Origin of the sequence: Modestobacter sp. VKM Ac-2984 (genome assembly GCF_026967985.1) — a bacterium.
GTDB lineage: Bacteria > Actinomycetota > Actinomycetes > Mycobacteriales > Geodermatophilaceae > Modestobacter.
In genome coordinates, this window is the sequence record NZ_JAPVBJ010000004.1 from 42,492 (window position 1) to 67,766 (window position 25,275).

The following is a 25,275-nucleotide window of genomic DNA, read 5'->3' on the forward strand; positions in this document are numbered from 1 at the left end:
GGTGGGGAGCCGCTCAGCCCACCTGCAGCGCCGTGCACCGCCAGCGCCCGTCCACCCCTTCCAGCCGGGCGGCGACCGCATGTGCCCAGCCGCCGCGCCGGGCCACGGCGCTGATCTCGGCCACCCCGTCCACCGGTTCGCAGACCCGGACCGTGCTCAGCAGCAGCGGTGCGGTCCCCTCGGTGCACCAGCGCGGCCGGCGACGCCCGCTGAGGGCCTGGAACAGCGCCGGGCTCACCAGGGACTGCAGCTGGCTGATCGGCCGGCGGCCGGCGAACGCCTCCAAGGTCAGGGTGACCAGTCGCCGTCCGGCGGCCTGGGGGTCGGGCAGCTCGGCCCGACGCGTCCAGGCCGGCCCGAAGTCCGCCGCATCACCGGCCGGCCGGGCCGGCCGGTCCAACCGGGGCCGCGGGCCGGGCGGAGGGGCCGGCCGTGGTGTGCGCCGGCCCGGGACCAGCAGCCGCACCGGCAGGCCCTCCTCCTGCAGGGGAGGTCCGGGTGTGCGGACGACGACGAGCTGCAGCCGCCGGGGGTCCGGCGCCGGCGCAGCGGCCAGCGGCCCGGACGACGGGGGAGCAGGTGGTGCCGGAGAGAGCTGCGGCGCGGCGGTCATCGGTGTCTCCTCGGGACGATGGGGGAGGCGGATCGGGAGGGTGGGTCAGGTCGGGGGTCGCAGCACCTGACCGGGCAGCAGCAGGTCCGGGTCGGGGCCGATGACGGTGGCGTTGGCCTCCCACCACGCCTGCACGGCGGCGGCCACCTCGGCGTCGGTGACCGGCTGCCCGGGACGGCGGCCGGTGAGCCAGTCGCGGGCGACGTCCCACAGGCAGTCGCCGCGCAGGACGACGTGGTCGCCGGTCGCCGGCCCCGGCCAGTCGGGCGCCGGGGCGGTGTCCTCCACGGCGGCTGTGTCCTCCGCGGCGGCTGTGCCCTCCGTGCGAGCTGTGTCCTCCGCCGCGGTCGCCGGTGCACTCGGCCAGTCGGGCTGCACGACGGGCGTCGCAGGACCCGACGGCCAGGCGTCGGCGGTGGGGCTCGTCTCGGCCGAGGCGACGGCGAGGGGGCCGGGACCGCTGGGCAGCGCGATGGGCGCCGCGGTGCTGAGGCCGACCCCGATGGCGATCGCCGCGGCCCGCCGCGCACCGGCTGGGAGCACCCCGCGCAGCAGCACCCCGGCCGTCCGGCCGGCCAGGCCCGGCGCCGCGGTGGCAGCGGTCAGCAGCAGACCGAGGGCACCCCAGGCCCAGCACAGCCAGGCCAGCGCGGTCACCGCCACCAGCACGAGGGCGTCCGCCCCGGCGGTGTCGACCAGCCGTTGGGGATCGGCCAGCGCGGCGCGGACCGTCCCCGGCTCCGCCCCCAGCCGGCGCAGGCCACCGGCGACCAGGGCGAACGCCGCGGCCGTACCCGTCCAGCGCCCTGCCGACATGCCCACTCCACTCACAACGAGGACCAAACACCACCATGCGAAGCAAATGCAACCAAACGAAAGGATCTGTGGACGGGCTAACCTGCCGGTCATGCGCTGGGAGCAGTTGTTCGCCGACCTCGAGGGCCAGCTGGCCGAGCAGGAGGCCGCCGTCGAGCAGGGCGACGAGGCGTCCCGGGCGCGCGCCGAGCACGGACGGGTCCGGCTGGCCGACCGGCTACGGGGCTCGGCCGGACAGGAGGTCTCGCTGAGCTCCCGCGGTGCCGGAGAGCTCGCCGGCCGGCTCGTCGACGTCGGCGTGGACTGGGTGCTGCTGGTCGATCACCAGCGCCGCGAGGTGCTGGTCGCGCTGGGCGCGGTGACCGCGGTGTCCGGGCTCACGGCCGTGACCGCCGTGGCCGGGACGGCCGGTCTCGTCGACCGGGCCCTGGACCTCCGCCGGGCGGCTCGGGCGCTGGCCCGGGACCGGGCCGCTCTGCACTGCCTGCTGGTGGACGGCGCCGTCCTGGCCGGCACCGTCGACCGGGTCGGCGCGGACTTCCTGGAGGTGGCCGAGCACCCGATCGACCAGCCCCGGCGCCGTGGGGCGGTCACCGGGGTCCGGGCGGTGCCGCTGGACGCGCTCGTCGCGCTCCGGACGGCGGGGCCGGCGGCCGGCTGAGCGGCTCGCTCAGCGGGTGGAGTCGACCTCGGCGTCGTCGGGGGCCGGTTCCTCGGCGACGGAGGACGAGCGCGCCTCGGCGTACTTCTGCTGGATGAAGCGCTCCAGCTCGTCCTTCTCGACCCGCCACTGGCCCCGCCCGCCGATCTGGATGGCGATCAGCTCCTTGCGGCGCACCAGCGCGTAGGCCTGTGACCAGGAGACGTTGAGGATCTCCGCGACGTCGTCGAGGGTCAGGAAGCGCTGGGTGGCCATGGGGTCGGTGTTCTCCCGTCGAAGGTGCCCGCCAGTGTGTCAGCCGGGTGACAGCGGCCCGGACGGTCCACCCGAAGGTGTGGACGACCGCTGCGCACCGGCTCGTCCCTCGGTCATGATCTGCCTCCGCGACCGCGTACGGCGAGGTCAGCCGGGTGACCGGCCCGAGACGGGCAGACAGGGCGAGGGATGATCCGACCGATGAGCGCGCCCACCGCGGCGCCGTCCACCGTGCGCGCCGACACGGCTCCACCCGGCCCGGCGGCGCGTCGGGTCCGCCCGCCGCGCTGGCTGGACCTGCGGCTGGTGCTCGGAGTCCTGCTCGTGCTGGGCTCGGTCCTGGTCGGCGCCCGGGTGGTGACGGCCGCGGACGCGACCGTGCCCGTCTGGTCCGCCGCCGGTGACCTGGCGGCCGGCACGGTGCTGTCCGAGGCCGACCTGGTCCCGGTCTCCGTCCGGCTGGACGACGTCGCCGAGGCCTACCTGGCCACCAGCACCCGCCCGGCGGGGCGGGTGCTCGCCCGTGCGGTGCGAGACGGGGAGCTGCTGCCGCGATCGGTGCTCGAGGAGCCGGGTGACCTGGTGCAGCTCGCGCTCCCGGTGCAGGCCGGTTACGTCCCGCCCGGGCTGGACCGCGGGCAGGTGGTCGACGTCTACGCCGTGGCCGACCCGGTGGTGGGCGGGTCCGCGCCGACCGGCGGCGGGGTGGACGTCGTCGTCGCCGGTGCACCGGTGCAGGCGGTCACCGGGCGTGGGGACGGCGTCCTCTCCACGGCCACCTCGACCGTGCAGGTGGTCGTCGCCGTGCCGGCCGAGGACGCTGCCGACGTGCTCGCCTCGATCCGGGGGCGCGGGCTGGTGGTCGTCGTCCGGAACTCCGTCGAGGCTCCGTCCGACACGGGTGGGGCCACGGCCGACCGCAGCGGCGCACCGGTCGCAGCTGTCCCGGCCGGGCCGGTGGACTGATGGCCCTGCAGGTCTTCACCGCAGTCACCGGCGCGTCCTGGGAGTCCGAGCTCGTCGGGGCGCTGGACCGCGAGGACCACGGGGTCACCGTCGTCCGGCGCTGCGTCGACGTCGCCGACCTGCTGGCCGCCGCGACGACCGGCACCGGCCAGGCGGCACTGCTCTCGGCCGAGCTGCGCCGGCTGGACGGCGCGGCGGTGGCCCGGCTGACCGCCGCGGGCATCGCGGTCGTCGGGCTGGTCGAACCCGGGGACACCCGGGCGACCGACCGGCTCCACCAGCTCGGCGTCGTCCGGGTGCTGCCTGCCGACGCGCCGGCCGAGGAGATCGCCCGCGAGCTCCGGGACGCCGTGCGCGGCGGACCGGTGGGTGGCCACGACGTCGGCGACCCACGGTCGGCGCTGCCCGCCCTGGGGCTGCCGCCCGAGGAGTCGGCGCGCCCGGCCGGCCGGGGCCGGGTCGTGGCGGTCTGGGGGCCGACGGGCGCGCCCGGTCGCAGCACCGTGGCCGTCGGGCTCGCCGACGAGGCGGCCCGGCTGGAGGTCTCCACGCTGCTGGTGGACGGGGACGTGTACGGCGGTGTGGTCGCGCAGGTCCTCGGCCTGCTGGACGAGTCCCCCGGCGTGGCGGCGGCTGCCCGGCAGGCGGCGGCCGGGACGCTCGACGTCGCGGCCCTGGCGAGGCTCGCCTGGGTGGTTCACCCGCACCTGCGGGTGCTGACCGGGCTGGCCCGGGCCGACCGGTGGCCCGAGCTGCGGCCGCAGGCGGTCGCGGTGGTGCTCGAGGAGGCTCGGCGGCTGGCCTCGCTGACCGTGGTCGACTGCGGGTTCTCCCTGGAGGAGGACGAGGAGCTCTCCTTCGACACCGCCGCGCCACGCCGGAACGGAGCCACCCTCACCGTGCTCGAGGAGGCCGACGTGGTCCTCTGCGTCTGCGGAGCTGACCCGGTCGCCCTGCAGCGCGCCGTCCGGGCACTGGCCGAGCTGCGCGAGGCGCTCCCGGACGTGGAGCCGGTCGTGGTGGTCAACCAGCTGCGCCGGGGTCCGGTGCCCGGCGACGCGCGGCAGGAGATCGCCGGTGCGCTGAGCCGCTTCACCGGCCACGAGGTCCGTGCCTTCCTCCCGGCCGACCGGCGGGCCACCGACGCGGCCCTGGCGGCCGGACGGACCCTGGCCGAGGTGGCTCCCGCGTCCCCGCTGCGCACCGGGCTCCGCACGCTGGCCGCTCAGCTCGGCGGGGTCGCCGAGCCGGCTGGGCGGCGCCGGCGTTCCCGCTGAGCCGTGCCGGCCCGGCCGGGGCGCCCGCCGGGCCGGGCAGGGGGTGGGCTGACCGGTCGTGATGCCCGGGCCGTAGCGTGGACCCGGTACCAGTGAGGGAGGTCACGTTGGTCGAACGGCTCACCGCGTTGGACGCGTCCTTCCTGTACCTGGAGGAACCGGGCACGCCCATGCACGTCGGTGCGGTGCTGGTCCTGGAGTGCTCGTCCGGGACGCTGGACCACGACGCCCTGATCGAACTGGTGCGCGCCCGGCTGCCGTTGGTGCCCCGGTACCGGCAGAAGGTGCTCGAGGTGCCCGGCCACCTGGCGAACCCCGCATGGGTCGACGACCCCGACTTCGACGTGACCTACCACGTGCGACGCTCGGCGCTGCCCCGGCCCGGCACCGAGGAGCAGTTGCTGGACCTGGTCGCCCGGCTGACCGCCCGGCCGCTGGACCTCAGCCGGCCGCTCTGGGAGATGTACCTCGTCGAGGGGCTGGCCGGTGACCGCACGGCGGTGGTGACCAAGACCCACCCGGCGCTCGTCGACGGTCTCGGGGCGATCGACATCGGGCAGGTGATCCTCGACCCGGACCCGGAGGCAGACCCCGCACCGGCCGCATCGGGCGAGTGGCGACCGCGCCGCCCGCCGGGGTCGGCCGCGCTGGTCTGGGAGGCGGTGGAGGAGTACCTGCAGCGCCCCTCGGCGGTGCTCGAGACCGCCCGCACGGCGGCGGGCGACCTGCGCGCCACCGCGACCCGGTTCGCCGGGGTGGCCGGTGGGCTGGTGACCGCGGTGGCGCGCACCGCGGTGTCCCCGGCGCCGGTCAGCCCGCTGAACGCCCCCATCGGCCGGCAGCGCCGGGTGGCCGTCGCCCGCGCCGACCTCGCCGACCTGCGGCTGGTGCGCAAGGCGCACGGCGGCACGGTCAACGACGTGCTGCTGACCTCCGTGACCGGCGCGCTGCGGGAGTGGCTCCTGTCCCGGGGTGAGCCGGTGGTGGGCAGCTCCTCGGTCCGCGCGCTGGTGCCGGTGTCGGTGCGGGCCGAGGAGGACGGCGGCGCCAACGAGGTCCGGTCCTTCCTGGTCGACCTCCCGGTGGGGGAGCCGAACCCGCGGGTGCGGCTGGCGCGGATCAGCTTCGCGATGCGCGGCCTGGCACCCAGCGGGCAGTCGGTCGGGGCGGACACGCTCAGCGCCCTCTCGGGGTTCGCCCCGCCGACGTTGCACGCCCTCGGTGCCCGCGCCGCCAGCGGGCTCTCCCGCCGGCTGTTCAACCTGGTCGTCACCAACGTGCCCGGCCCGCAGGTGCCGCTCTACGCCGGCCCGGCGCGGATGGTCGAGGTCTACCCGGTGGTCCCCCTGGTCCGGGGGCAGGGGCTGGCGATCGGGCTGACCAGCTACGACGGCACCGTCTACTTCGGGCTGAACGCGGACCGGGACAGCGTGAGCGACGTCGACGACCTGGCCGACCTCATCGAGCAGGAGATCGCCTATCTGGTGGAGGCGTCGAGCTGACGGAGGCCGGCTGATCCCCGGTCCGGGCGCGCGCCGGGGGCCTGTACAGCGGCGCCTGGGAAGATCGTCGGGCCGGCGGCGTTGGTGTCGCTGGGAACTGTCGACCAGGAGGAGGCGAACCGGTGCGCGTGTACCTGCCGGCCACGACGACCGTGCTGCAGCGGTTGCTCGACGAGGGCCGACTCGAGGGGCCGCACACGGTCTTCACGGTCACCCCGCAGCTGCGGGACTTCTACGAGCTGAGCGATGACGACGAGGAGCTCGAGTACGCCGCACTGCTCGCCGCGGCGCGGGCGAGCCTGCGGTTGATGGACGTCGACCCGCTGGCCGCCCGCCGCCGGGTGGTGCTCGCCGCCGACGTGCCGGAGACCACCGTCACCCCCATCCAGGACGAGGGCGCCGACGCCGGCGCCGCGCGGACCACCGCTGATCTGGCCACCGGCGACATCGCCAGCGCGCACGTCGACGGGGCCGAGGCGGAGGCGGACGTCCGCGCGGCGGTCGCCGTCGTGCTGGAGGCCGACCTCGGCAGCGAGGAAGCCCAGTTCGTCGTCGACCAGGCGGAGGGGCACGAGCTCGCCTGGTACGCGACCCAGGAGATCGGCCCGGCGCTCGAGCTCCTCTGATCGGTCGGTCACCGGGTGCCCGGTGCAGGACGGTGCCGGGCGACCTGCAGCCGGATGACCTCGTGCGGGGTCACCAGCCAGCCCGAGCCGGGCCGCGGGGGCAACGGCGTCCGGGGCACCCGGAGGCCGAGCAGCTCGGCGTCGCCGGGGGCCGGCCGCAACAGCACGGCCGTGCGGCTGCGGCGCAGCGCTGCCGCCGGACCGCGGAAGGCCCCGGCCACCTCGGCGGCGGTCCCGGCGCCGACGACCGTCACCCGGCCGGTCGGTGAGCTCAGCGAGGCCAGCAGGTCACCGACCTCGTCGGAGAGCGAGCTCAGGTCGTCGGCGAGCACGAGCACCCGGCGCCCGTCGTGCCCGGCCAGCCAGCTGTGCACCCCGGCAGCGTCCGTCCCGGACAGCTGGACGGGCAGGTGCGAGGGCCCGCCGCCGCCCTCACCGGTGACCGGTGCGGGTGCGGTGACCAGCTCGAGCACGGCCGCACCGGCCGACCGAACGTGCCGGCCGAAGGCCCGGAGGGCGCTGGACCGGCCGCTGCCCGGGGGGCCGACCACCAGCAGGCCGCCGGTGCGGGCCAGGTCCACGCCGACCGCCTCACCGCCGTCGCCGCCGGGGCCGACGGGCAACCACCACGTCGCCGGTCCGTCGCCGGCGGGTGCCGGACCGGGCAGTGGCAGACCTGGGTCCGCGGGCAGCTCGACCACCCGGACCGGCGGCTCGGCCCCCGACGCCCCCGGCGGGTCGGCCGCGGGCACGACAGGCGTGCGGGGCAGCGCCAGCTGGCACTCGGCGGCGTCCTCGCCGACCAGCGCCCGCCCCGGCGGCCGGTGGCCGGGCACCGCACGACCGGGCACGCCGGCCACCGCGTAGTCGGCCCGATCGGGCAACGGCAGCACCAGCCGTTCCCGGACGGAGCCCGCCAGCCGGCCACCGGGGACGGCGCGTTCGGCGGTCAGGGCGACCGTCAGGCCGACGGCGGCACCCTCCCGCGCCAGCCGCAGCAGCGCCGCCGCCCCGGTGGCGGGGTCGGCCGCCTCCAGCTGCGCGGCCACGCTCTCGTAGCCGTCGACCAGCAGCAGCAGGAGCGGTGCGGGTCCGCCACCACCGCCACGGCGCCGGTCCACCTCCTCGGTCAACCGGGCCAGCAGCCGCACGGTGCGGTGTGCGTCGTCCCGCCCGACGGTCGTGCCGGTGTGCGGCAGGCCCGCCGCCAGGGCCGCGAGGCCACCGCCACCGTGGTCGAGCACGTGCACCTGCAGGCCACCGGGCGGCAGGTGGTGGACCGCCTCACCCAGCACGGTGCGCAGGGCGGTGGTCCGTCCGCTGCGGGGACCGCCCACCACCAGCCACCCGCCGCCGGCGTCCAGGTCCAGCTCCAGCGGTGCCTGGAGCTGCGCGTCGGGGGAGTCGCGCAGGCCGACCCGGAGTCGGGACGCCGGTGCCTCCGACGCCCAGCGGTCGAGCGCCGCGGCGGGGAGCTCGTCGGGCAGCGGGGGGAGCCAAGGCCGGTGCGGTGGGTCGACGGCGTCCGCCCGTGCCCGCGCCCCGAGCGCCGTGACCAGACGCTGCAGCTCACTGGCCTCGCTGCCGGGCGGCGCGGGCTGCGCCGGCCCCAGTCGCGGCGGCCAGTGGCGGCGCGCGACGGCCAGCGGCGCGCCGGCCGGCGAAGAGCGGCCGGAGACCCGCGCCACCTGCAGCAGCACGGCCGGCCCGTTGCCGGTCCGCAGGTACGCCCGCCCCGGGCGGTCGGGGGGCAGGTGTGCGGGCAGCGTGCTGCCGAGCACGTCGCGGGCGTCGCCCTCGTCGGTGGTCCGCAGGCAAATCCGCAGCGAGCAGTTGGCCCGGATCTCCGGGCTCACCACGCCGGCCGGACGCTGGGTGGCCAGCACCAGGTGCACGCCCAGCGACCGGCCGCGCTGGGCGATGCCGACCAGGCCGCTGACGAAGCCCGGGAGCTCATCGGCCAGGGTGGCGAACTCGTCCACCACGATCACCAGGCGGCTGGCGGCGACCGGTGCCGGCAGGGCCGCGAGGTCGCGCACGCCGTGCTCGGCCAGCAGGCGTTCCCGGCGGGTCAGCTCCGCGGAGAGGGACCGCAGCGCCCGCGCCGTGGACTGGGGGTCCAGGTCGGTCAGCATGCCCACCGTGTGCGGGAGCGCTGCCGCCTCGCCGAAGGCGGCTCCGCCCTTGTAGTCGATGAGCAGGAAGCTGCACCGGTCCGGTGGGTGGTGCTGAGCCAGGCTGGCGACGAGGGTCTGCAGCAGCTCGGACTTGCCCGAACCGGTCGTGCCGGCGACGAGCGTGTGCGGACCGTCCGCGACCAGGTCGATCCGGGCCGGCCCCTCGCCGGTGGCCCCCAGCGTGGCCAGGAGGCGGTCGCGCTCCCGGTCCCAGCTGCCGGACGCCTGGCTGCCCCGCGGATCCAGGCGAAGCCCGGCGGTCGGCAGGTCGAGCAGCCGGGCCGCGTCGGGCAGCTCACCGGCGGAGGCGGGCACGGCGAGCCGGGCCAGGTCCCGGGCGATCCGGTCGGCCGTCCCCGCGCCGACCGCATCCAGGTCGACGAACCTCTCCTGGTCGGCGCCGGGCAGCCGCAGCCGACCTCCGGTGCCGGTCTCCCCGGCGACCTGCAGCCGGGCCAGCGCCGGCAACGCGAGGGCGGCCTCGGTCCCGGCCAGGTCCAGTCGTACGGCCTGGGCGGCGGCTCCCGCGACCAGGGCGGCGGTCGCCGGGTCGACCGGGCCGTCCAGCACGACCACCGTCCGGGGTGGGGCGCCGGTTCCCGCGGTCGGGGCGCCGGACAGCGCAGCCAGCAGCCGGTCGGGGACCGGCTCGCCCGGGACGACCACCCCCTGCAGCTGGGGCAGCCAACGACACCACCGCCAGTCCGCGAGCTGGCCCCGGCTGCTCACCAGCACCAACCGCAGGCCTGCGGGAGGGACCAGCACGGCCAGCTGGCAGACCAGTGCACGGGCCACGCCGAGGACCGCTGCCCGCGGTCCGACGATGCCCAGACCGGTGCCGTCCTGGAGCGGCAGCGCCACCGGCAGGTGCTCGGCCGGGACGGCGGCACGGTCCCCACCGGGCTCTGCGCTGGTCACCGACGTGAGGCCCGGGCCGGTGCCCAGCCGCACGCTGAGCGCGGCGGCGGCCGGGCCGGTCCGGGACCACAGCGGGCTGCTGCGTCGACGCGCGGCGGCGGCCAGCAGGGCGAGGTCGGGGTGGGCGGCCTCCTGCGCCGTCCGGTGGGCGGCGACCGCCCGGCCGAGCTCGGCGTCGGCCCGGGCGAGCGCCACGGCGTGCGCAGCCACCTCCCGGCGGTGGCCGCGGCGGCCGGACAGCCGGTCCGACGACCAGCTCACCACGGCGACGACCGGGCTCAGCAGGGCGAAGAAGAGGAAGTGCGGCGTGGCGAGGAGCCAGGCCATCAGCACCCCGCCGACCGCCGGGAGTGCGACGGCGACCCAGCCCAGCCGTCGCCGTGCCGGCTCCGGCGGGGCCGCCGGCCGGAGCACCGTCGTGCTCACCGGCGCCGGCGGTGACCAGGGGAGCGGGCGGACGTGCACCCGTCCTGCCGGCGCAGCAGCGGACTCCAGGCCGGCGCCGCGCGGGCCGGTCAGCCGGAGGGCGCTGGCACCCAGCCGGAGCGTCGCGTCCACCGGCCACTCCTGCTCAGCGGTGCCCACCGCGGAGGCCACACCGGTGCGGTCGGTCAGCGTGGTGCCGTTGGAGGAACCGAGGTCGGCGGCCGTGACCCGCCCCTCGGCCACCGAGACGACGACGTGGCGGCGCGAGACGTCCGGGTCCTCGAGGGTCAGCCCGCACGCCGCGCCGCGGCCGACGACGAGTGCACCCTGGCTCAGCGCGACCGTGCGACCGGCGTCCGCCCCGGCCACCACGTGCAGCTCGAGCGCACCGCCCTCGGCCGGCTCCCGGGGTCCCGGGCGGCCCCACCCCAGGAGGGCGCCGTGGCGCAGGGCCTCCGACGTCAGCGGGGTGCTGGCCGGCAGCGCACTCGACCCGGACCAGAGCTGGGCCGGCGGGAGGTGGAGCTGGTCGGACAACCCGGCCAGGACGTCGCCGAGCACGGCCCCGTCCGGTGCTCGCACCTCGACGTCGAGAGCGCCGTCGGGGGCCTGCAGTGTCCAACAGCGGACGGTGTGCTCGCCGGGCGCCGTCGTCATGCAGGACACCGCACCGGGGAGCTGGACACCCGGTCATGGTGCGGTTGGCCACTGGCGCCGCGGGGGCCCCGACGAACATCTGTGGACGGCCGGGCCGGCTGTGGACAGCTGCGGTCCGGCCTGCCCGGGCGGACCTAGGTTCGGAAGCCGCCGGGAGGTGCCCGGCAGGTGAGGAGGAGCCATGAAGGTCAACATCGCGACGCTGAACACGATGGCCGGACAGTGCCGGGCGGAGGCCGCCGACACCTCGGCCCGGCACGCCACGCTGTCCGCCGGGATCAACAGCTCGGTGCTGGAGGGGTGGACCGACAGCCAGGCCGCGGTGCAGTTCAGCGAGCTGTACGAGAAGTGGCGACTGTCCAGTCAGGGCGTGAGCGAGGCGCTGACCGGCATGGGCCAGTTGCTGACCAGCGTCGCCTCCGCGTACCAGCAGCACGAGGCCGAGATGGCCGCCCGGATCGGCGCGATGCTCTGACGCCGGCCGGCCGGACGCCGACGTCGGCCGGGGCCGACGCCGGCGGGGAGCTGCCGCTCGGCCGGGCGCCGTCAGCCTGGGGCGGGGCTCCCGGGCGCGGCGGGGAGGCCGCCCAGGGTGTCCCGGCGCTGGAGCACCGAGAGCCGCTCCCACGGCAGGATCGACAGGATCGCGATGCAGTGCGGCAGGAAGATGATCCCGACGCCGGCGTAGACCATCACGTGGAAGCCGAGCAGGAAGAGCACCAGCCCGATCCGGGCCCGGTCGGTGCGCACCAGCAGGATCAGCGGTGCGGCCAGCTCCAGGATGATCATCACCCACTGCGCGGTCGGCAGCAGCCAGGCCACGTCCAGCGTCCACATCGACAGGTCGGTGCCCCGGCGGACCACCGCGCGGGTCAGCGTGGCACCGGTCGCCCAGTCCCAGCCGCCGAACCGGATCTTCGCCCAGGCGGCGAGGAAGTAGGTGAGCGTCACGGTGACCAGCACGGCGGCCATGGCGAACCCGGCGGCCTCCGAGGAACGCCGGTCCCGCAGTCGCGCCCGCCCGATCGTGGGGAGCACCGCGAGCGCGACCAGGAAGGCGATCCGGTCGTGGTCGACCTTCCCGTAGCTCATCGCGATCACCATCCAGTCCGAGTAGAGGAGGAAGACGGCGAGGCCGAGCAGTCGTGGGGCACGGCCGGTGGCGGCGGCCACCGCGGCGATCACCAGTGCCCACTGGACGACCAGCACGAGGGTGTGCGTCGGGGCCGGCAGGTTCAGCAGCCGGCCGATCAGCAGCGGTGCGTACCAGTCGGTGGGCACGTCGGCGTGGGCACGCACCCACGCCGTGGTGAGGAAGACGTCGACCGGGATGAACAGGTAGGCGATCGCCCGGAAGACCGCGATCCGGGCCAGCGGCACCGGGCGGAACCACCAGCGAGGGGTGCCGGGGGCGGCCGGGGCCTCATCCGGGCGCACCGGTGCGGCGGTGGGCGGGGTGGTGACCGAGGTGCTCACTCGCCGTCCTCCAGCTCGTGCTCGATCAGCACCCGGTCGCTGGAGGCGCCGGTCCGCTGGCCGTCTTCGAGCTCGACGCGGCGCTGCACGACCTGCACCTCGACCAGCTCCTCGGCGTCGGGGTTGCGCTCGGCGTAGGAGGCGGCGAGGAGGCCGAGCAGCGCAGGGTCCTCGTGGATCCGTGGCAGTTGGCCCTCGAACTCGGCCCGGCGCAGCCCCACCTCGCCACCGGAGAGGCGGACCTCCTCGCCGGCGGCGGTCAGCCCGACCACCCGGGTCGAGACGACCGGGGTGTCGGGGTTCGCGCGGGTGGAGTACATCCGGAACGGACCGAAGGGGAAGGTGTCGTCGTCCCCCCACACCGTGCCGCCCAGCAGCAGGGCCAGCACGGTCGCGGCCGCAGCCAGCCGGGCGCGCCGCCCGCCGGGGGTCAGGCGCTCGACCTCGGCCTCGGCCGGCAGGTCAGGGGCGGACTGCAGGTGCACCGGGCCATCGTAGGATCGGCGACCGTCCAGACGGGTCATCGTCGCTCCGTGGCGGGCAGCCGGGGCGCACGCGTGCACCCGGGGCCCCGGCAGTCCCACCTGCGTCGTCCGTCGTCCGATGTCGACCAGCGGGAGCAGCCAGATGCAGTTCGGCCGGTACTACGAGGAGTTCGAGGTCGGTGCCACCTACAAGCACTGGCCCGGCAAGACCGTCACCGAGTACGACGACCACCTGTTCTGCCTGCTCACCATGAACCACCACCCGCTGCACCTGGACGCCCACTACGCCGCGGAGACCACCGACTTCGGCAAGAACGTCGTCGTCGGCAACTACGTCTACTCGCTGCTGCTCGGCATGAGCGTCCCCGACGTCTCCGGCAAGGCGATCGCCAACCTCGAGGTCTCCTCGCTCAAGCACGTCGCCCCGACCTTCCACGGCGACACGATCTACGGCGAGACCACCGTGCTGGACAAGACCGAGTCCCGCTCCAAGGACGACCGCGGCGTCGTCCACGTGGAGACGATCGGCTACAAGCAGGACGGCACCGTGGTCTGCGTCTTCCGCCGCAAGGTGATGGTGCCCAAGCGGTCCTACGGCGAGGCCCGCGGCGGGGAGCAGCCCGGGCGTCCTGAACCCGTCCGGCGGTGACCGTCCTGGGCGCCCCGGCACGATCGGGGTGCCCGGCCGCTCAGCGGGGGAGCACGCCCCAGCCGGACAGCGCGGTGACCACGCCGGGGGCCATCTCCAGCGCCGTCAGCCCGACGGCGTCCACGAAGGCGGCGTCGTCGGCGTCGTCCCCGGCCACCGGCTGCCGCCCGGGCTCGGTCACCGTGCACAGCCAGTCGGTGACGGTGAAGACGACGCCGTCGCCGTCGACCCGCACCCGGCCCAGCACGCGGACCGGGCGCACCGCCAGCCCGGTCTCCTCGACGGTCTCCCGGACGACGGCGTCGGCCTCGGACTCGCCCAGCTCCACCCGCCCGCCCGGCACCGACCACAGGCCCGCGCTCGGCGCGTGGCCCCGGCGGATCAGCAGCAAGCGACCCCGCTCGTCGTGCACCACGGCGCCGACGCACGCCACCTCCGGCCGCGGGTCGTCCACCTCGGGAAGGGTACGGGCGGGCGGGGACCCGGTGCCCAGGACGGCGGGACGCTGAGGCGATGCTTGACGAACCCACGGCAGAACAGGACGGTGAGCGGCGATGAGTGTCTCCCCGGTGTGCCCGCGCTGCGGCGAGGTGCTGGTCGTCCGCCCCGGCTCGGCCGATGAGGGCTGGTGTCACCTGCACGCAGCCGTCACCCCGCTGCACCACACCGCCGTGGTCGCCCACGACGCGATCAGCGCGGTGTGCGCCGATGCCCGCGTGCCGGCCTGGGTCCCCGACCCGATGCCCGGCGGCTGGGCGGTCACCGGGCTGGCCTGGGGCGGTGAGCCCGGGGCCCGGGCGATCGTCGTCGCCTGCGCCGGTCCGGCGCCGCTCGGTGGCTCCGCCGAACTGGTGCTCGTGGCCGAGGAGCCCGGCACCGGCCTGGGCTGCGGCTACGCCGGGCTGCCCGGCGTCGACCCGGGAGAGCTCGTCGGTGCCGGGCCCTCCACCGTCGCGGTCGAGGCCGCCGGGCAGCGGGTGCCGCTGTGGCTCGTGCCGGTGGGCGACGACCGCGCCGCCTACGTCGGGGAGGCGCACGGCGTCTGGCTGTGGCTGGTCACCTGGCCGGCGTCGGCCGCCTGGTTGCTGGCCGAGGACCTCGCGCTGCTGGACCTGCGGGACCGGGTCTACCCCGACCTGCCGCTCGGCCCGATGACCGATCGGCTGCTGCCCGGCCGCTGAGCGGACAGAGGCGAACCGGCCGGAGTGGATCCGTTCGACACGCCCTCGGCGTGGCGAGTGGTGTTCCGAGTGGGACTGCTGTTACCCATGGGGCGCGGTCCGGACGGCCGTCGAGGTGTACCGCCGTCGGCCCGCTCGCCTGGTCGCTGTCGGGTCCGCCTGGCCACCTGAGGAAGGAACGGTGCGACCGTGCTGAAGAAGGTGCTCATCTGGCTGGCGATCGCCTTCGTGGTCTTCTACGTGATCCAGCGGCCGGAGGACGCAGCCGGCATCGTGCGCAGTGCCGGTGGCGCGCTCAGTGACGCGGCCGACTCGCTGTCGGCCTTCGTGGAATCACTGGTCTGAGCGCGGCCGTGTCCGGCCCCCGCTCGAGACGGCCCCGCTGGGGCAAGGACGCCGAGAAGTACCTGCTCCCGGACGAACCGCCGGTCATCGCCACCCGCCGCCACCCGGCGGTGCTGGCGCGCCCGGCGCTCCGGGGTGTCCCGGCGTTCGCGGTCGGGGTGTGGTTCCTCCAGCTCGACCCGGACGACGGGTTCTCGACCGTGCTCGGTCTGGTCGTGGTCCTCGGCTCGCTGCTCTACCTCGGCCTGCACGTCGGGGAGTGGTGGGTCCGGCACTTCCTGATCACCCGGCGGCGGGTGCTGATGACCTCCGGGGTGTTCATCCGGACCGTCGCCGTCATGCCGCTGCGCCGGATCACCGACCTCACCTGGAAGGAGACCGGCTGGGGGCAGGTCCTCGGCTACGGCACCTTCCGCTTCGAGTCCGCCGGCCAGGCACAGGGCCTGGACGAGATCACCTACCTGCCGCACGCCAACGCGCTGTACAAGCGGCTGTCGGAGCTGATGTTCGGCACCGACTTCTCCACCAACCCGGTGAGCTCCGACGAGGACGCCGAGGGGTCGATGAACGCCGATGACCGGGGGGCCGAGGCAGCCCCCGAACAGCACATGCCGCCGCCGCTGCAGTCGGGGCGCCGGCACGACACCGCCCCGATCCGGCGCACCCGCCCACCGTCCTGACCGGTCCTCGCGACCGCGCCGCGACGCGTAGGCGGCCGGTGCGGCAGGCTGGGGGCGTGCGCATCGACCTGCACACCCACTCCTCGGTCTCCGACGGCACCGACAGCCCCGCCGCACTGGTCGCCACCGCGGCCGCGGCCGGGCTCGACGTCGTCGCCCTCACCGACCACGACACGACCGCCGGCTGGGCCCTGGCCGAGCAGGCGCGCCCGTCCGGGCTGACGCTGGTGCCGGGGATGGAGCTGTCCTGCCGGTACTTCCCGGCCGGTGAGTCACCGATCAGCGTGCACCTGCTGGCGTACCTGTTCGACCCGCTGCACCCGGCCTTCGCCGCCGAGCGGGTGCGGCTGCGCGAGGAGCGGCTCAGCCGGGGGGAGTGGATCGTCACCGCGCTCGCCGCCGACGGGTACCCGATCGTCTGGGCGGAGATCGTCGCGCGCAGCGAGGGCGGGGTGGTCGGGCGTCCGCACGTGGCCCGGGCGCTGGTCGACGCCGGCGTGGTCGACTCGGTCGACCACGCCTTCGCCACGCTGCTGCACCACGGCAGCCCCTACTACGCGGCCAAGGCCGACACCGACGTGCTCGACGGCATCCGGTTCGTGCGCGCTGCCGGCGGGGTGCCGGTGTTCGCGCACGGCCTGGCGACGTCGCGGGGGCGGGTGGTCGGGGACGACGCGATCGCCGAGATGGCCGCCGCCGGGCTGCTCGGCCTGGAGGTCGAGCACCCGGACCACACGCCCGACCAGCGGGCGTACCTGCGTGCCCTGGCCACCGGGCTGGGGCTGATCCAGACCGGGTCCAGCGACTACCACGGCACCAACAAGCGGACCCCGATCGGCGCGTGCACCACCGACCCGGAGCAGTTCGAGGCGCTGCTGGCCGCCGGCACCGGCAGCGTCGTGCTCGCCGACTGATCCCGTCGGTGGCCGCGGCTACCGTGGCGGCGTGACGACGGGGGGAACGCGGTGAGCGACCAGCTCGAGATGCCCGGGATGCCGAAGCGGCTGTTCTCCTGCACGCCGAGCAAGCTGGCCACCTTCGCCGACTGCCCGCGCCGGTACCGGTTCGCCTACCTCACCCGGCCGAGCCCGCCGAAGGGCCCGCCGTGGGCACACAACACCGTGGGTTCGGCGGTGCACGCGGCGCTGCGCTCGTGGTGGGAGCTGCCGGTGGAGAAGCGCACCCCGGCCGCGGCCCGGCAGCTGCTGTACAGCGGCTGGTCGCGAGCCGGTTTCCGGGACGACGAGCAGGCCGCGCAGTGGCGGGCCAGGGCCGCGGCCTGGATCACCGACTACGTGGCCGAGCTCGACCCGACCGACGAGCCGGCCGGCACCGAGCGCACGGTCGGCGCCACCACCGAGGCGCTCGCCCTGTCCGGTCGGGTCGACCGGATCGACCGCCGCGGCGACGAGCTGGTGGTCGTGGACTACAAGACCGGTCGCGTGCCCAGCACCGAGGACGAGGCCCGCGGGTCACCGGCGCTGGCGCTCTACGTGCTGGGTGTCCGGCGCACGCTGCGCCGGCCGTGCACCCGGGTCGAGCTGCACCACCTGCCCTCGGGCACCGTGGCCGCCTTCGAGCACACCGACCGGTCGCTGGCCAACCACGTGCGCCGGGCCGAGGACATCGCCGCCGACATCGGCACCGCCACCGAGGCGCTCGCGGCCGGCGCGGACGCCGACGAGGCGTTCCCGCCGGTGCCCGGCCAGCAGTGCAGCTGGTGCGACTTCCGCTCCAGCTGCCCGACCGGTCAGGCGGCCGCCCCGGCCCGGGAGACGTGGAGCTTCCTGCCCACCGAGCCGGTGACGGCGCCGGCCGAGTGAGTCAGCCGGCTGCCGAGCCGGCCGGCACGTCGGTGTAGCGGGCCGTCAGCACCTCCAGCAGGTGGCCGTCCGGGCCGCGGAAGTACAACCGGCGTCCGCTGCCATCGGGGTTGACCTCGCCCACCTCGCCAGGGCGGCGCCCGGGCGGGTCGGCCGTGTACGGCGTCCCGTCGCCGTCGAACCGGGTGCGGACCCGGTCGAAGTGCTCCTCGCCGATCAGGAAGGCCAAGTGCAGCGGCTCCACGGCCGGGACGGCGGCGAAGTTCAGCACGATCGTGTCGTCGAGTTGCACGGACCGGAAGAAGCCGTCCGTGTAGGGCTCGCGCAGTTCGAGCAGGTCGACGAACCAGTCGACGGCGGTGTCCCGGTCGGTGACCGGGACGATCATGTGGTGCAGGGCAGCAGTGGGCACAAGGGCTCCAGAGGGTGGGGGACCGGCCGCACGAGGGGCCGGGGAGTGCGCAGGGGAACCGGCTCAGGCCGGGAGCAGGACGTGGTGCGGGCGCGGCGCCACCGGTGCGGGCACGGTGCGCGGGGCGGTGCTGGGGGAGGCGGCCCGCGGGGCCGCCCCGGGGTCACGTGCGGGCCGGGTACCCGACTCGCTCACGGCTCGAGGCCGACCCGGCAGTCATGCCGGCGACCGTAGCGCCGGAACCGGCCGGCGCACAACGCTCATCCGCCGGTCGCGCCCCGGACCGCCAGGGACGCCGCGAGGGCGACCATGACCACGGCGATGCCCGCGTCGAGCACCTGCCAGGAGCGCGGGCGGGCGAACACCGGTCGCAGCAGCCGTGCGCCGTAGCCCAGCCCGAGGAACCAGACCGCACTCCCCAGGGCCGCCCCGGCGCCGAACCACCAGCGGCGGTCGTCGTAGGTGCTGGCCAGCGAACCGAGCAGCACGACGGTGTCCAGGTAGACGTGCGGGTTGAGCCAGGTCAGCGCCAGGGCGGTGGAGACGGTCGCGGCCAGCCCGGCGCGGGCGCCGCTGGAGTCGGGGAGCAGGGCGGCCGGGCGCCACGCCCGCCGGGCGGCCAGCAGGCCGTAGACCAGCAGGAACGCCGCCCCCGCGAAGCACACGACGGTCACCACGCCCGGCGCCCGGGTGACCAGTGCACCGGCGCCACCGACTCCGGCGGTGATCAGCACGACGTCGGAGAGCAGGCAGACGGCGACCACCGCTGCGACGTGCTCGCTGCGCAGCCCCTGCCGCAGCACCAGGGCGTTCTGCGCCCCGATCGCCACGATCAGCGACAGCCCGAGCCCCAGTCCGGCGGCAGCGGCGAGGAGGGCGGAGGACATGTCGAGCACGCTAGGTCGACCCTGTTCGACAGACCAGCTCACTTTCCTGATGCACCTGAAGCGTGTCTGATGGCGGCGTGGACCTCGACCTGGCACAGCTGCGGGCCCTGGAGGCGACCGTCACCACGGGCACGCTGGACGCCGCCGCACGCGCACTGCACGTGACGCCCTCGGCGATCAGCCAGCGGATCAAGGCACTGGAGACCACGACCGGGCGGGTGCTGCTGGTGCGGAGCAGGCCGGTGCAGCCCACCGAGTCCGGTCAGGCGCTGCTCCGGCTGGCCCGGCAGATCGACCTGCTCACCGCCGACGCCACCCGCGAGCTGGACGGCACCGCGCACGGCCGGGTCAGCCTGCCGATCGCGGTCAACGCCGACTCGCTGGCCACCTGGGTGCTGCCTGCGCTGGCGCCGCTGGCCGGTGAGCTCGTCCTCGACCTGCACCGCGCCGACCAGGCGCACACCAGCGCGCTGCTGCGGTCCGGGACGGTGATGGCCGCCGTCACCGGCGACGCCGACCCCGTCCCCGGGTGCAGCTCTACCCGGCTGGGCGGCATGCGGTACCGGCCGCAGGCTGCGCCCGACTTCGTCCGTCGCTGGTTCTCCGACGGGGGGACGGCCGAGTCCCTGGCCCGGGCGCCGGTCGTCGTCTTCGACCGCAGCGACGACCTGCAGCACGCCCACCTGCGGGCCCGCGGGGTCGACCCGGCGCAGCCGCCGATGCACTTCGTGCCCTCCTCGGCCGACTTCCTGACCGCGGTGCGGCTGGGCATGGGCTGGGGGATGGTCCCGGACCTGCAGGACACCGAGGACGACCTGGTGGTGCTCCACCCGGCCGGTGCGGTGGACGTCGTCCTGTACTGGCAGCAGTGGCGGCTGCGGTCGCCGTCGCTGGACCGGGTGGCCGACGCCGTCCTCGCGGCCGCGCGTCGGGTGCTGCTCCCCGGCACCGGATGACCGGCGGCGGATGACCGGCAGCAGGTGGACCGGCTTGCCCGGGTCCCGCGGGGTGACCAGACTCGGTGACCTTGGTGGAGACGGGGCGAGGAGGTCGGTGGTGCTGCGCTGGTCGGCGTTGGGTCTGGCGGTGGTCGTCGCCGGGTGGCTGATCGCCGACGTCTGGAGCGACACGGGCGTGTTCGCGCTCGTGCTGCTGGGTCTGCCGGTCCTCGTCTGTCTGGTCGCGGTGCTCGCGTCGGGCAGCCGGTACGCCCGGGCGGTCACCTGGGGTGCCGCGGCGGTCGTGCTCGGCTGGTCGCTGGTGCTGGGCCTGGGAGTCGGACTGTTCTTCCTGCCGGTGGCGTTCCTGCTGGCGGCCGCGGCAGCACGGCACGACTCGGCGCGGAGCCGCCCGCTCAGGCGCTGAGCGGCTCGAGCGCGGCCACGCGCTCGCGGGCGGCACGCACGATCGGCGACTCGCGCACCCGCGCCGGCACCGCCAGCGTCGTCTGCCGGAAGGCCTTGAGCCCGGCGGTCGCCGCGGTGTCGGTGACCCCGAACCCCGGGAGACCGTAGAGCCGGCGCGCCCAGCCGGGCAGCGTCGCGGCGCCGAGGGAGGCCAGCGTGCTCCACGCCGGCCGGGCCGGGGTGAGCAGCTGCACCCAGCCCGGCATCGGCGGCAGCAGGATGAACCGGGAGGCGGTGCGCGCCGCGGGCGTGACGGCCAGCTGGGCCCGGATCCGGTCGAAGTAGGCCTCGAGGTCGGCGACCGTGCGCGGCACGTCGGCCTCCTCGGCACCCACGAGGACGGCGGCGACCACCTGCTCCTCGACGTACCGGTCGGCGTCGGCGTCGGTCAGTGGCACCCCGGCCCGGCGCGCGGTGGACAGCAGGGAGTCGACCTCGCAGTTGTGCACCCACAGCAGCAGGTCGGCGTCGTCGACGTTGAAGTGCCGGCCGGTGGTCTCCTCGACGCCGGACTTCCCGCGGTGCAGCCCGCGCACCCGGCGGACCTGGCGGAGCGCGTCCCGCCGGGTGCCGAACGTCAGCGTCGCGACGTACTCGGCCGTGCGGGTCAGCCGCGCCCAGGGGTCCTCGGCGAAGGCCGTGGAGAACTGGTGGACGCCGCCCATCGCCACCGGGTGCAGCGCCTGCAGCAGGAGAGCCCGGATGCCGCCCACCGAGAACGCCGGGTCGCTGTGCACCCGCCAGGTGACGCTGTCCGGCCCGAAGAAGCCGAGCAGGTCCTCCTGCTCGGTGAAGTCCTTGATGGACGGGGTCGGCTTCATCGCACGGCGCCGGCGGTCTCGTCGGCGGCGGCGGCCAGCGAGCCGCGTGGGTCGCTCCAGAAGGAGACCAGCACCTGCAGGGTGCGGGCGGGGTTCTCGATCGCGGGGGAGTGCACCGCCTGGGGGATGACCTCGTGCCGGGCGCGCAGCCGGGCGGCCATCTCTGCCTGGACCGCCGGGCTCCACGCGTCGTCGGCGACGCCGTGGGCGACCAGTACCGGCACACCGGTCGCGGCCAGCTCGGCCACCCGGTCGGGCTCGGCGAGCATCGCGTCGGCCATCCCGAGCAGCCCCGCAGCGGTGTTGGCCAGGAACCGGCGGGTGAGGAACTCCCGGGTCGGCGCCGGGACCGCCTGGGCCTGCGGATCGGTCATCGCCAGCTGGTCCAGGGTGTCGCTGACCAGCTGGACGCCACCGGCCTCCAGCAGCGGGGCCAGGTGGTCCAGCAGCTCGGTCCGGGGGCCGGTCAGTGCGGCCGGGCCGCTCCCCAGCAGGGTGAGCGAGTCGAACAGCGCCGGCTCGGCGAGCACTGCTGCCCGGGCGACGAGGCCACCGAAGCTGTGCCCGAGCAGGTGCACCGGACTGCCGGTCTCCTCCTGCAGCCGGCGGGCGACGACGACCACGTCGGCCGCGAGGTCGGCCACCGAGTACTGCGCCGGGTCGTCCGGACCGGGCGACTCGTACTGCCCGCGCTGGTCCATCGCCACCGTCCGCACCCCGGCCTCCCCGAGCGGGGAGAGCAACGGCGCGAAGTCCTCCTTGCTGCCGGTGTAGCCGGCCACCAGCAGCACCGTCGGGCCGTCGCCGGCGCCGGTGTCCAGGGCGGCGATCGGGCCGCCCCAGCCGGGGAAGGTCACCCGGGCTGCGTCGTGCACCGCCAGCTGGCGGAGGTCGTCGGGGGCGGTGTGCTCGGAGCCACCAGGCAGGACCATGACCCGAGTGTGCCTCGCTGTCCGGCCACGCGCCGCCACGGGTGACTACCGGTGTGCGGACACCTGCTCAGGGGTGACGTAGACGACGACCGGACCGACCAGCGACGTGCGTCCCCCGGCGGGGACGGCGTCGGCGGTCGACCAGCGCGCCAGCTCGGTCCCGTCGGCGAGGCTGCGCTGCACGAACGCGCCCTCCTCGGGCACGGTGACGGCCTCCCCGTCCCCGCTCGCGGGCAGCCCGAGGGCGGGCACCTGCCAGCGCGGCAGCCCGGTCGCCTGGTCCAGGGCCAGCAGCTGACCACGTGCCCAGACCAGGGCCACGTCGGCGATGCCGACCTGCTGCAGCGGCTCGGTCGCGGCGTCCTGGTCGGCGGGCAGGGCCGGGAGCGGGACCTCGCTCAGCGGCGTCCCGTCGACCGGGGACAGGACGTGCACCCGGTCGCCGACCACGACGTCGACCAGCCGGTCGACCCCGGCCAGTCGCGGGGCGGCACCGCCGACCTCCAGGTCCCGGGTCCAGAGGACGTCGCCGGCGAACCCGTCCAGCAGCCGCACCTGTACCGCCTCCGGGTCGCTGCACCGCTCCAGCACGACCACCCCGGAGCTGCCGACGTCGGACCCGACGATCCGGCAGCCCTCCGGCGGCGCGTACCGCCACCGGGTGTTGTCGCCCGCCGGGTCGATCGTGACGATCCCGGTCGGGCTGCTGGCCAGCAGGATCTGGTCGGCGCTGGACAGGTCGACGTCGGTGCGGAACCGGACGTTGCGGTACCACTCCCGGGCGCCGGTCGAGGCGTCCAGCCCGGTCAGCTCGTTGCAGCGCCCGGTGGTGCGGAAGGCGACCACCACGATCCCGTCGACCGCCGTCGCGTCGCAGAGGGTGGCGTTGGCCCGCCGGTAGTGCCAGGCCTCGTCCCCGGTCGCGGCGTCCAGCATGGCGACGCCGTGCTCGTCGGTGACCAGCACCCGGCCGCTCTCGACCGCGTGCCGCGGTGCCGGGCCGGTGGCCGCCGACCAGGCCAGTGCGAGCTCAGCGGCCGGCGACTCGTCGGGGACGGCGGCCGGCGCGGCCGTCGTCCGGGAGGTCGCTGCGACGTCGGAGGTGCGCCACAGCAGGACGGCAACGGCGGCCACCACGAGGGTGACCGCCGTCCATGCCCACACGCGCAGCGGCAGGCGACGTACCAGGGTCATGCGGTGGTGGTGGATCAGGCGGCGGGCTCGGAGCCGCCGGTGCCGCCACTGCCGCCACGGCCACCGCGACGACGGCGGCGCCGGGGCGGGCCGCTGGCCTCGCCGCCGTCCGTGGACGCGGCCATGGCGGGAGAACCGCCCTCGGCGCTCGGACCGTCGACCGCCGCAGCGGCCCCCGCGGCGGCGGCGCCGCTGCCCCGGGTGCGCTGCCGCGGACGGCTCTTGGGCGGCCCGACCGTGGGCTGGTCGTCCTCGGCGGGGGAGCTGGTGCGGCCGGGGCCGGAGGAGGTCCCGCCGGCGCGCTGGCGCTTGCCGGTCTCCCCGAGGTCCTCGAGGCTCTCGGCGCCCAGGCCCTCGCGGGTGCGCTGGGCGCGGGGGAGCCGCCCGGTCGCCGTCGTCGGGACGTCGAGGTCGGTGTAGACCCACGGCGAGGTGGAGTAGGTCTCCGGCGGGTCGGCGAAGTCCAGGTCCAGCGCCTTGTTGATCAGCTGCCAGCGCGGGATGTCGTCCCAGTCGACCAGGGTGACGGCGACGCCGGTGCTGCCGGCCCGGCCGGTGCGGCCGATCCGGTGCACGTAGGTCTTCTCGTCCTCGGGGCACTGGTAGTTGACGACGTGGCTGACCCCGGTGACATCGATGCCGCGGGCGGCGACGTCGGTGGCGACCAGCACGTCGACCTTGCCGGCCCGGAAGGCGCGCAGCGCCTGCTCGCGGGCGCCCTGGCCGAGGTCACCGTGCACGGCGGCCGCGGCGAACCCGCGGTCGACGAGCTCGTCGGCGACCTTCTGTGCGGTGCGCTTGGTGCGGCAGAAGACCATCACCAGGCCGCGGTCCCGGGACTGCAGCACCCGGGACAGCAGCTCGGGCTTGTCCAGGTTGTGCGCCCGGTAGATGAACTGCGTGGTCAGCGGGACCGTCGAGCCCTCGTCGTTGCCGTGCGCCCGGATGTGCGTGGGCTGGGTCATGAACGACCGGGAGAGCGTGACGATCGGGCCGGGCATCGTCGCGGAGAACAGCATCGTCTGCCGCTTGTCCGGGACCATCGCCAGGATGCGCTCGATGTCGGGCAGGAAGCCCAGGTCGAGCATCTCGTCGGCCTCGTCGAGGACCAGGCCGCGGACCTTGCCCAGGATCAGGTGGCCCTGCTGGGCGAGGTCGAGCAGCCGGCCGGGGGTGCCGACGACGACCTCGACGCCGGCCTGGAGTGCGGCCACCTGCGGCTCGAAGGCGCGGCCGCCGTAGATGGCCTGCACCCGGATGCCGCGCTTGGCGCCGGCGGCGGCCAGGTCCCGGGAGACCTGGACGCACAGCTCACGGGTCGGGACGACGACCAGCGCCTGCGGGACGCCGTCGCCGCCCTCGGCCGCGGGGAGGACGCGCTGCAGCAGCGGGACGCCGAAGCCCAACGTCTTGCCGGTGCCGGTGCGGGCCTGCCCGATGAGGTCGTTGCCGGCCAGGGCGAGCGGGAGCGTCAGCTCCTGGATGGCGAAGGTGCGGGTGATCCCGACCTCGGCCAGCGCGGCCACGATGTCGGGGTGCACGTCGAAGTCGCTGAACAGCGGGCTGTCGGGGGCGACGGGGGCGCCGCCCAGCTCCTCGACCTGCTGTTCGAGCTCCTCGGGAGCGGGCGCGCCGGTCTCGGCGTGCTCCAGCTCCGGAGCGGCGGTGGTGCTGCTGGCGGTGGATGTGTTCTCGGTGGAGGTCAGTTCTCTCGCCTCGGTCTGGTGGGGGACCGCGGTGCGTCGTCGGTGCCCGAGCTCGGTCTCGAGCTCCAGCGTTGCCCGACTCGCTCGCCGGTCCCGGGGTCGGTTCCGGGATGTTCGATCCAAGCGCCGACGCGGCCAGCAGACCGGGCGTCGAGTGCAGACTGCCCGGGAGACGGCCCTCGGAGGGCCGGCCTCGAGGAGGTGATCCGGCGGTCATCAGCGCACACGGAGGTTGCGCAGGAACAACGAGCCTGGCGGCCCGCCGATTCCATCCTAGCGTGACCAGCCCGTTAGCCTCGCTGGGCTGCCGTGCGACACGGGTGGGACGACGTCGCGTCGGCCGCCGGCGACGCGTCGGCGCATGTGCGCATCGAGGGGGAGGAC

The 25,275-nt window shown here is 75.8% G+C and carries 27 protein-coding genes; 14 read left to right on the forward strand and 13 right to left on the reverse strand.

Annotated features, from left to right (window positions below):
• Positions 1-13: 13 nt before the first annotated feature.
• Both O2W16_RS09970 and O2W16_RS09975 read right to left on the reverse strand, forming a co-directional pair.
• On the reverse strand, positions 14-613 hold the full coding sequence (locus O2W16_RS09970) for an Rv3235 family protein (RefSeq protein ID WP_269158672.1): 600 nt from the start codon (positions 611-613) through the stop codon (positions 14-16).
• Positions 614-658: 45 nt separating this feature from the next.
• On the reverse strand, positions 659-1,429 hold the full coding sequence (locus O2W16_RS09975; RefSeq protein ID WP_269158673.1) for a LysM peptidoglycan-binding domain-containing protein: 771 nt from the start codon (positions 1,427-1,429) through the stop codon (positions 659-661).
• A 91-nt stretch (positions 1,430-1,520) separates the two neighbouring features.
• On the opposite strand from O2W16_RS09975, the gene O2W16_RS09980 reads away from it, so the two are divergent.
• Positions 1,521-2,090 carry a hypothetical protein gene (locus tag O2W16_RS09980; protein WP_269158674.1) on the forward strand — a complete coding sequence of 190 codons (570 nt, stop codon included), beginning with the start codon at positions 1,521-1,523 and terminating at the stop codon, positions 2,088-2,090.
• A gap of 9 nt (positions 2,091-2,099) precedes the next feature.
• Here O2W16_RS09980 and O2W16_RS09985 read toward each other — a convergent pair whose 3' ends face one another.
• Positions 2,100-2,345 (reverse strand): helix-turn-helix domain-containing protein, encoded by a 246-nt coding sequence (locus tag O2W16_RS09985; RefSeq protein WP_269158675.1) that lies wholly within the window; start codon positions 2,343-2,345, stop codon positions 2,100-2,102.
• A gap of 201 nt (positions 2,346-2,546) precedes the next feature.
• Here O2W16_RS09985 and O2W16_RS09990 point away from each other — a divergent pair, with 201 nt between their 5' ends.
• From O2W16_RS09990 to O2W16_RS10005, 4 genes are all read left to right on the forward strand, one after another.
• Positions 2,547-3,311 (forward strand): SAF domain-containing protein, encoded by a 765-nt coding sequence (locus O2W16_RS09990; protein WP_269158676.1) that lies wholly within the window; start codon positions 2,547-2,549, stop codon positions 3,309-3,311.
• The gene (locus O2W16_RS09995) at positions 3,311-4,588 is read left to right on the forward strand and encodes an AAA family ATPase (RefSeq protein ID WP_269158677.1); all 1,278 of its coding nucleotides are present in this window, start codon (positions 3,311-3,313) and stop codon (positions 4,586-4,588) included. The genes O2W16_RS09990 and O2W16_RS09995 overlap by 1 nt, the downstream gene beginning before the upstream one ends.
• Before the next feature lie 107 nt (positions 4,589-4,695).
• Positions 4,696-6,090, forward strand: a complete 1,395-nt coding sequence (locus tag O2W16_RS10000) for a WS/DGAT/MGAT family O-acyltransferase (protein WP_269158678.1) — start codon at positions 4,696-4,698, stop codon at positions 6,088-6,090.
• A 122-nt stretch (positions 6,091-6,212) separates the two neighbouring features.
• A complete protein-coding gene (locus O2W16_RS10005) occupies positions 6,213-6,716 on the forward strand; it encodes a DUF6912 family protein (RefSeq protein WP_269158679.1) in 504 nt (167 codons plus the stop codon).
• A gap of 8 nt (positions 6,717-6,724) precedes the next feature.
• On the opposite strand, the gene O2W16_RS10010 is transcribed toward O2W16_RS10005, so the two are convergent.
• On the reverse strand, positions 6,725-10,894 hold the full coding sequence (locus O2W16_RS10010; protein ID WP_269158680.1) for an FtsK/SpoIIIE domain-containing protein: 4,170 nt from the start codon (positions 10,892-10,894) through the stop codon (positions 6,725-6,727).
• 181 nt (positions 10,895-11,075) lie between these two features.
• Between O2W16_RS10010 and O2W16_RS10015 the strand changes: the two genes are divergently transcribed.
• Positions 11,076-11,369, forward strand: coding sequence for a WXG100 family type VII secretion target (locus O2W16_RS10015; RefSeq protein ID WP_269158681.1), 294 nt, complete (start codon positions 11,076-11,078; stop codon positions 11,367-11,369).
• Between the two features lie 71 nt (positions 11,370-11,440).
• On the opposite strand, the gene O2W16_RS10020 is transcribed toward O2W16_RS10015, so the two are convergent.
• Together O2W16_RS10020 and O2W16_RS10025 are read right to left on the reverse strand one after the other, a co-directional pair.
• A complete protein-coding gene (locus tag O2W16_RS10020; protein ID WP_269158682.1) occupies positions 11,441-12,370 on the reverse strand; it encodes an MFS transporter permease in 930 nt (309 codons plus the stop codon).
• A complete protein-coding gene (locus O2W16_RS10025; protein WP_269158683.1) occupies positions 12,367-12,855 on the reverse strand; it encodes a hypothetical protein in 489 nt (162 codons plus the stop codon). The genes O2W16_RS10020 and O2W16_RS10025 overlap by 4 nt, the downstream gene beginning before the upstream one ends.
• 118 nt (positions 12,856-12,973) lie before the next feature.
• On the opposite strand from O2W16_RS10025, the gene O2W16_RS10030 reads away from it, so the two are divergent.
• Positions 12,974-13,504, forward strand: a complete 531-nt coding sequence (locus tag O2W16_RS10030) for a MaoC family dehydratase (protein WP_269158684.1) — start codon at positions 12,974-12,976, stop codon at positions 13,502-13,504.
• A 40-nt stretch (positions 13,505-13,544) separates the two neighbouring features.
• Here the strand turns inward: O2W16_RS10030 and O2W16_RS10035 are convergent, their stop codons facing one another.
• Positions 13,545-13,958, reverse strand: coding sequence for an NUDIX domain-containing protein (locus O2W16_RS10035; protein WP_269158685.1), 414 nt, complete (start codon positions 13,956-13,958; stop codon positions 13,545-13,547).
• Between the two features lie 100 nt (positions 13,959-14,058).
• Between O2W16_RS10035 and O2W16_RS10040 the strand changes: the two genes are divergently transcribed.
• The 5 genes from O2W16_RS10040 to O2W16_RS10060 all read left to right on the forward strand — a co-directional run bounded on the left by O2W16_RS10040 (position 14,059) and on the right by O2W16_RS10060 (position 17,533).
• Positions 14,059-14,685: a DUF6758 family protein gene (locus O2W16_RS10040; RefSeq protein ID WP_269158686.1), complete on the forward strand. Its 627-nt coding sequence runs from the start codon at positions 14,059-14,061 to the stop codon at positions 14,683-14,685.
• A 189-nt stretch (positions 14,686-14,874) separates the two neighbouring features.
• Positions 14,875-15,030, forward strand: a complete 156-nt coding sequence (locus O2W16_RS10045; protein WP_269158687.1) for a hypothetical protein — start codon at positions 14,875-14,877, stop codon at positions 15,028-15,030.
• Between the two features lie 8 nt (positions 15,031-15,038).
• Complete coding sequence (locus tag O2W16_RS10050; protein ID WP_269158688.1) at positions 15,039-15,710, forward strand: PH domain-containing protein; 672 nt, start codon at positions 15,039-15,041, stop codon at positions 15,708-15,710.
• Positions 15,711-15,766: 56 nt separating this feature from the next.
• Positions 15,767-16,624, forward strand: a complete 858-nt coding sequence (locus O2W16_RS10055) for a PHP domain-containing protein (protein WP_269158689.1) — start codon at positions 15,767-15,769, stop codon at positions 16,622-16,624.
• Between the two features lie 51 nt (positions 16,625-16,675).
• Positions 16,676-17,533, forward strand: coding sequence for a RecB family exonuclease (locus O2W16_RS10060; RefSeq protein WP_269158690.1), 858 nt, complete (start codon positions 16,676-16,678; stop codon positions 17,531-17,533).
• A 1-nt stretch (position 17,534) separates the two neighbouring features.
• On the opposite strand, the gene O2W16_RS10065 is transcribed toward O2W16_RS10060, so the two are convergent.
• Together O2W16_RS10065 and O2W16_RS10070 are read right to left on the reverse strand one after the other, a co-directional pair.
• Positions 17,535-17,945: a hypothetical protein gene (locus tag O2W16_RS10065; protein ID WP_269158691.1), complete on the reverse strand. Its 411-nt coding sequence runs from the start codon at positions 17,943-17,945 to the stop codon at positions 17,535-17,537.
• Positions 17,946-18,205: 260 nt separating this feature from the next.
• Complete coding sequence (locus tag O2W16_RS10070; RefSeq protein WP_269158692.1) at positions 18,206-18,832, reverse strand: LysE/ArgO family amino acid transporter; 627 nt, start codon at positions 18,830-18,832, stop codon at positions 18,206-18,208.
• 77 nt (positions 18,833-18,909) lie between these two features.
• On the opposite strand from O2W16_RS10070, the gene O2W16_RS10075 reads away from it, so the two are divergent.
• Complete coding sequence (locus O2W16_RS10075; RefSeq protein ID WP_269158693.1) at positions 18,910-19,788, forward strand: LysR family transcriptional regulator ArgP; 879 nt, start codon at positions 18,910-18,912, stop codon at positions 19,786-19,788.
• Positions 19,789-19,885: 97 nt separating this feature from the next.
• A complete protein-coding gene (locus O2W16_RS10080) occupies positions 19,886-20,197 on the forward strand; it encodes a hypothetical protein (RefSeq protein ID WP_269158694.1) in 312 nt (103 codons plus the stop codon).
• Here O2W16_RS10080 and O2W16_RS10085 read toward each other — a convergent pair.
• The 4 genes from O2W16_RS10085 to O2W16_RS10100 are packed head-to-tail and all read right to left on the reverse strand — an operon-like array spanning position 20,187 to position 25,014.
• Positions 20,187-21,059 (reverse strand): oxygenase MpaB family protein, encoded by an 873-nt coding sequence (locus O2W16_RS10085; protein ID WP_269158695.1) that lies wholly within the window; start codon positions 21,057-21,059, stop codon positions 20,187-20,189. The genes O2W16_RS10080 and O2W16_RS10085 overlap by 11 nt on opposite strands.
• On the reverse strand, positions 21,056-21,991 hold the full coding sequence (locus tag O2W16_RS10090) for an alpha/beta fold hydrolase (RefSeq protein WP_269158696.1): 936 nt from the start codon (positions 21,989-21,991) through the stop codon (positions 21,056-21,058). The genes O2W16_RS10085 and O2W16_RS10090 overlap by 4 nt, the downstream gene beginning before the upstream one ends.
• A gap of 45 nt (positions 21,992-22,036) precedes the next feature.
• Positions 22,037-23,185 carry an outer membrane protein assembly factor BamB family protein gene (locus O2W16_RS10095; protein ID WP_269158697.1) on the reverse strand — a complete coding sequence of 383 codons (1,149 nt, stop codon included), beginning with the start codon at positions 23,183-23,185 and terminating at the stop codon, positions 22,037-22,039.
• 14 nt (positions 23,186-23,199) lie between these two features.
• The gene (locus O2W16_RS10100) at positions 23,200-25,014 is read right to left on the reverse strand and encodes a DEAD/DEAH box helicase (RefSeq protein ID WP_269158698.1); all 1,815 of its coding nucleotides are present in this window, start codon (positions 25,012-25,014) and stop codon (positions 23,200-23,202) included.
• Positions 25,015-25,275 lie beyond the last annotated feature (261 nt).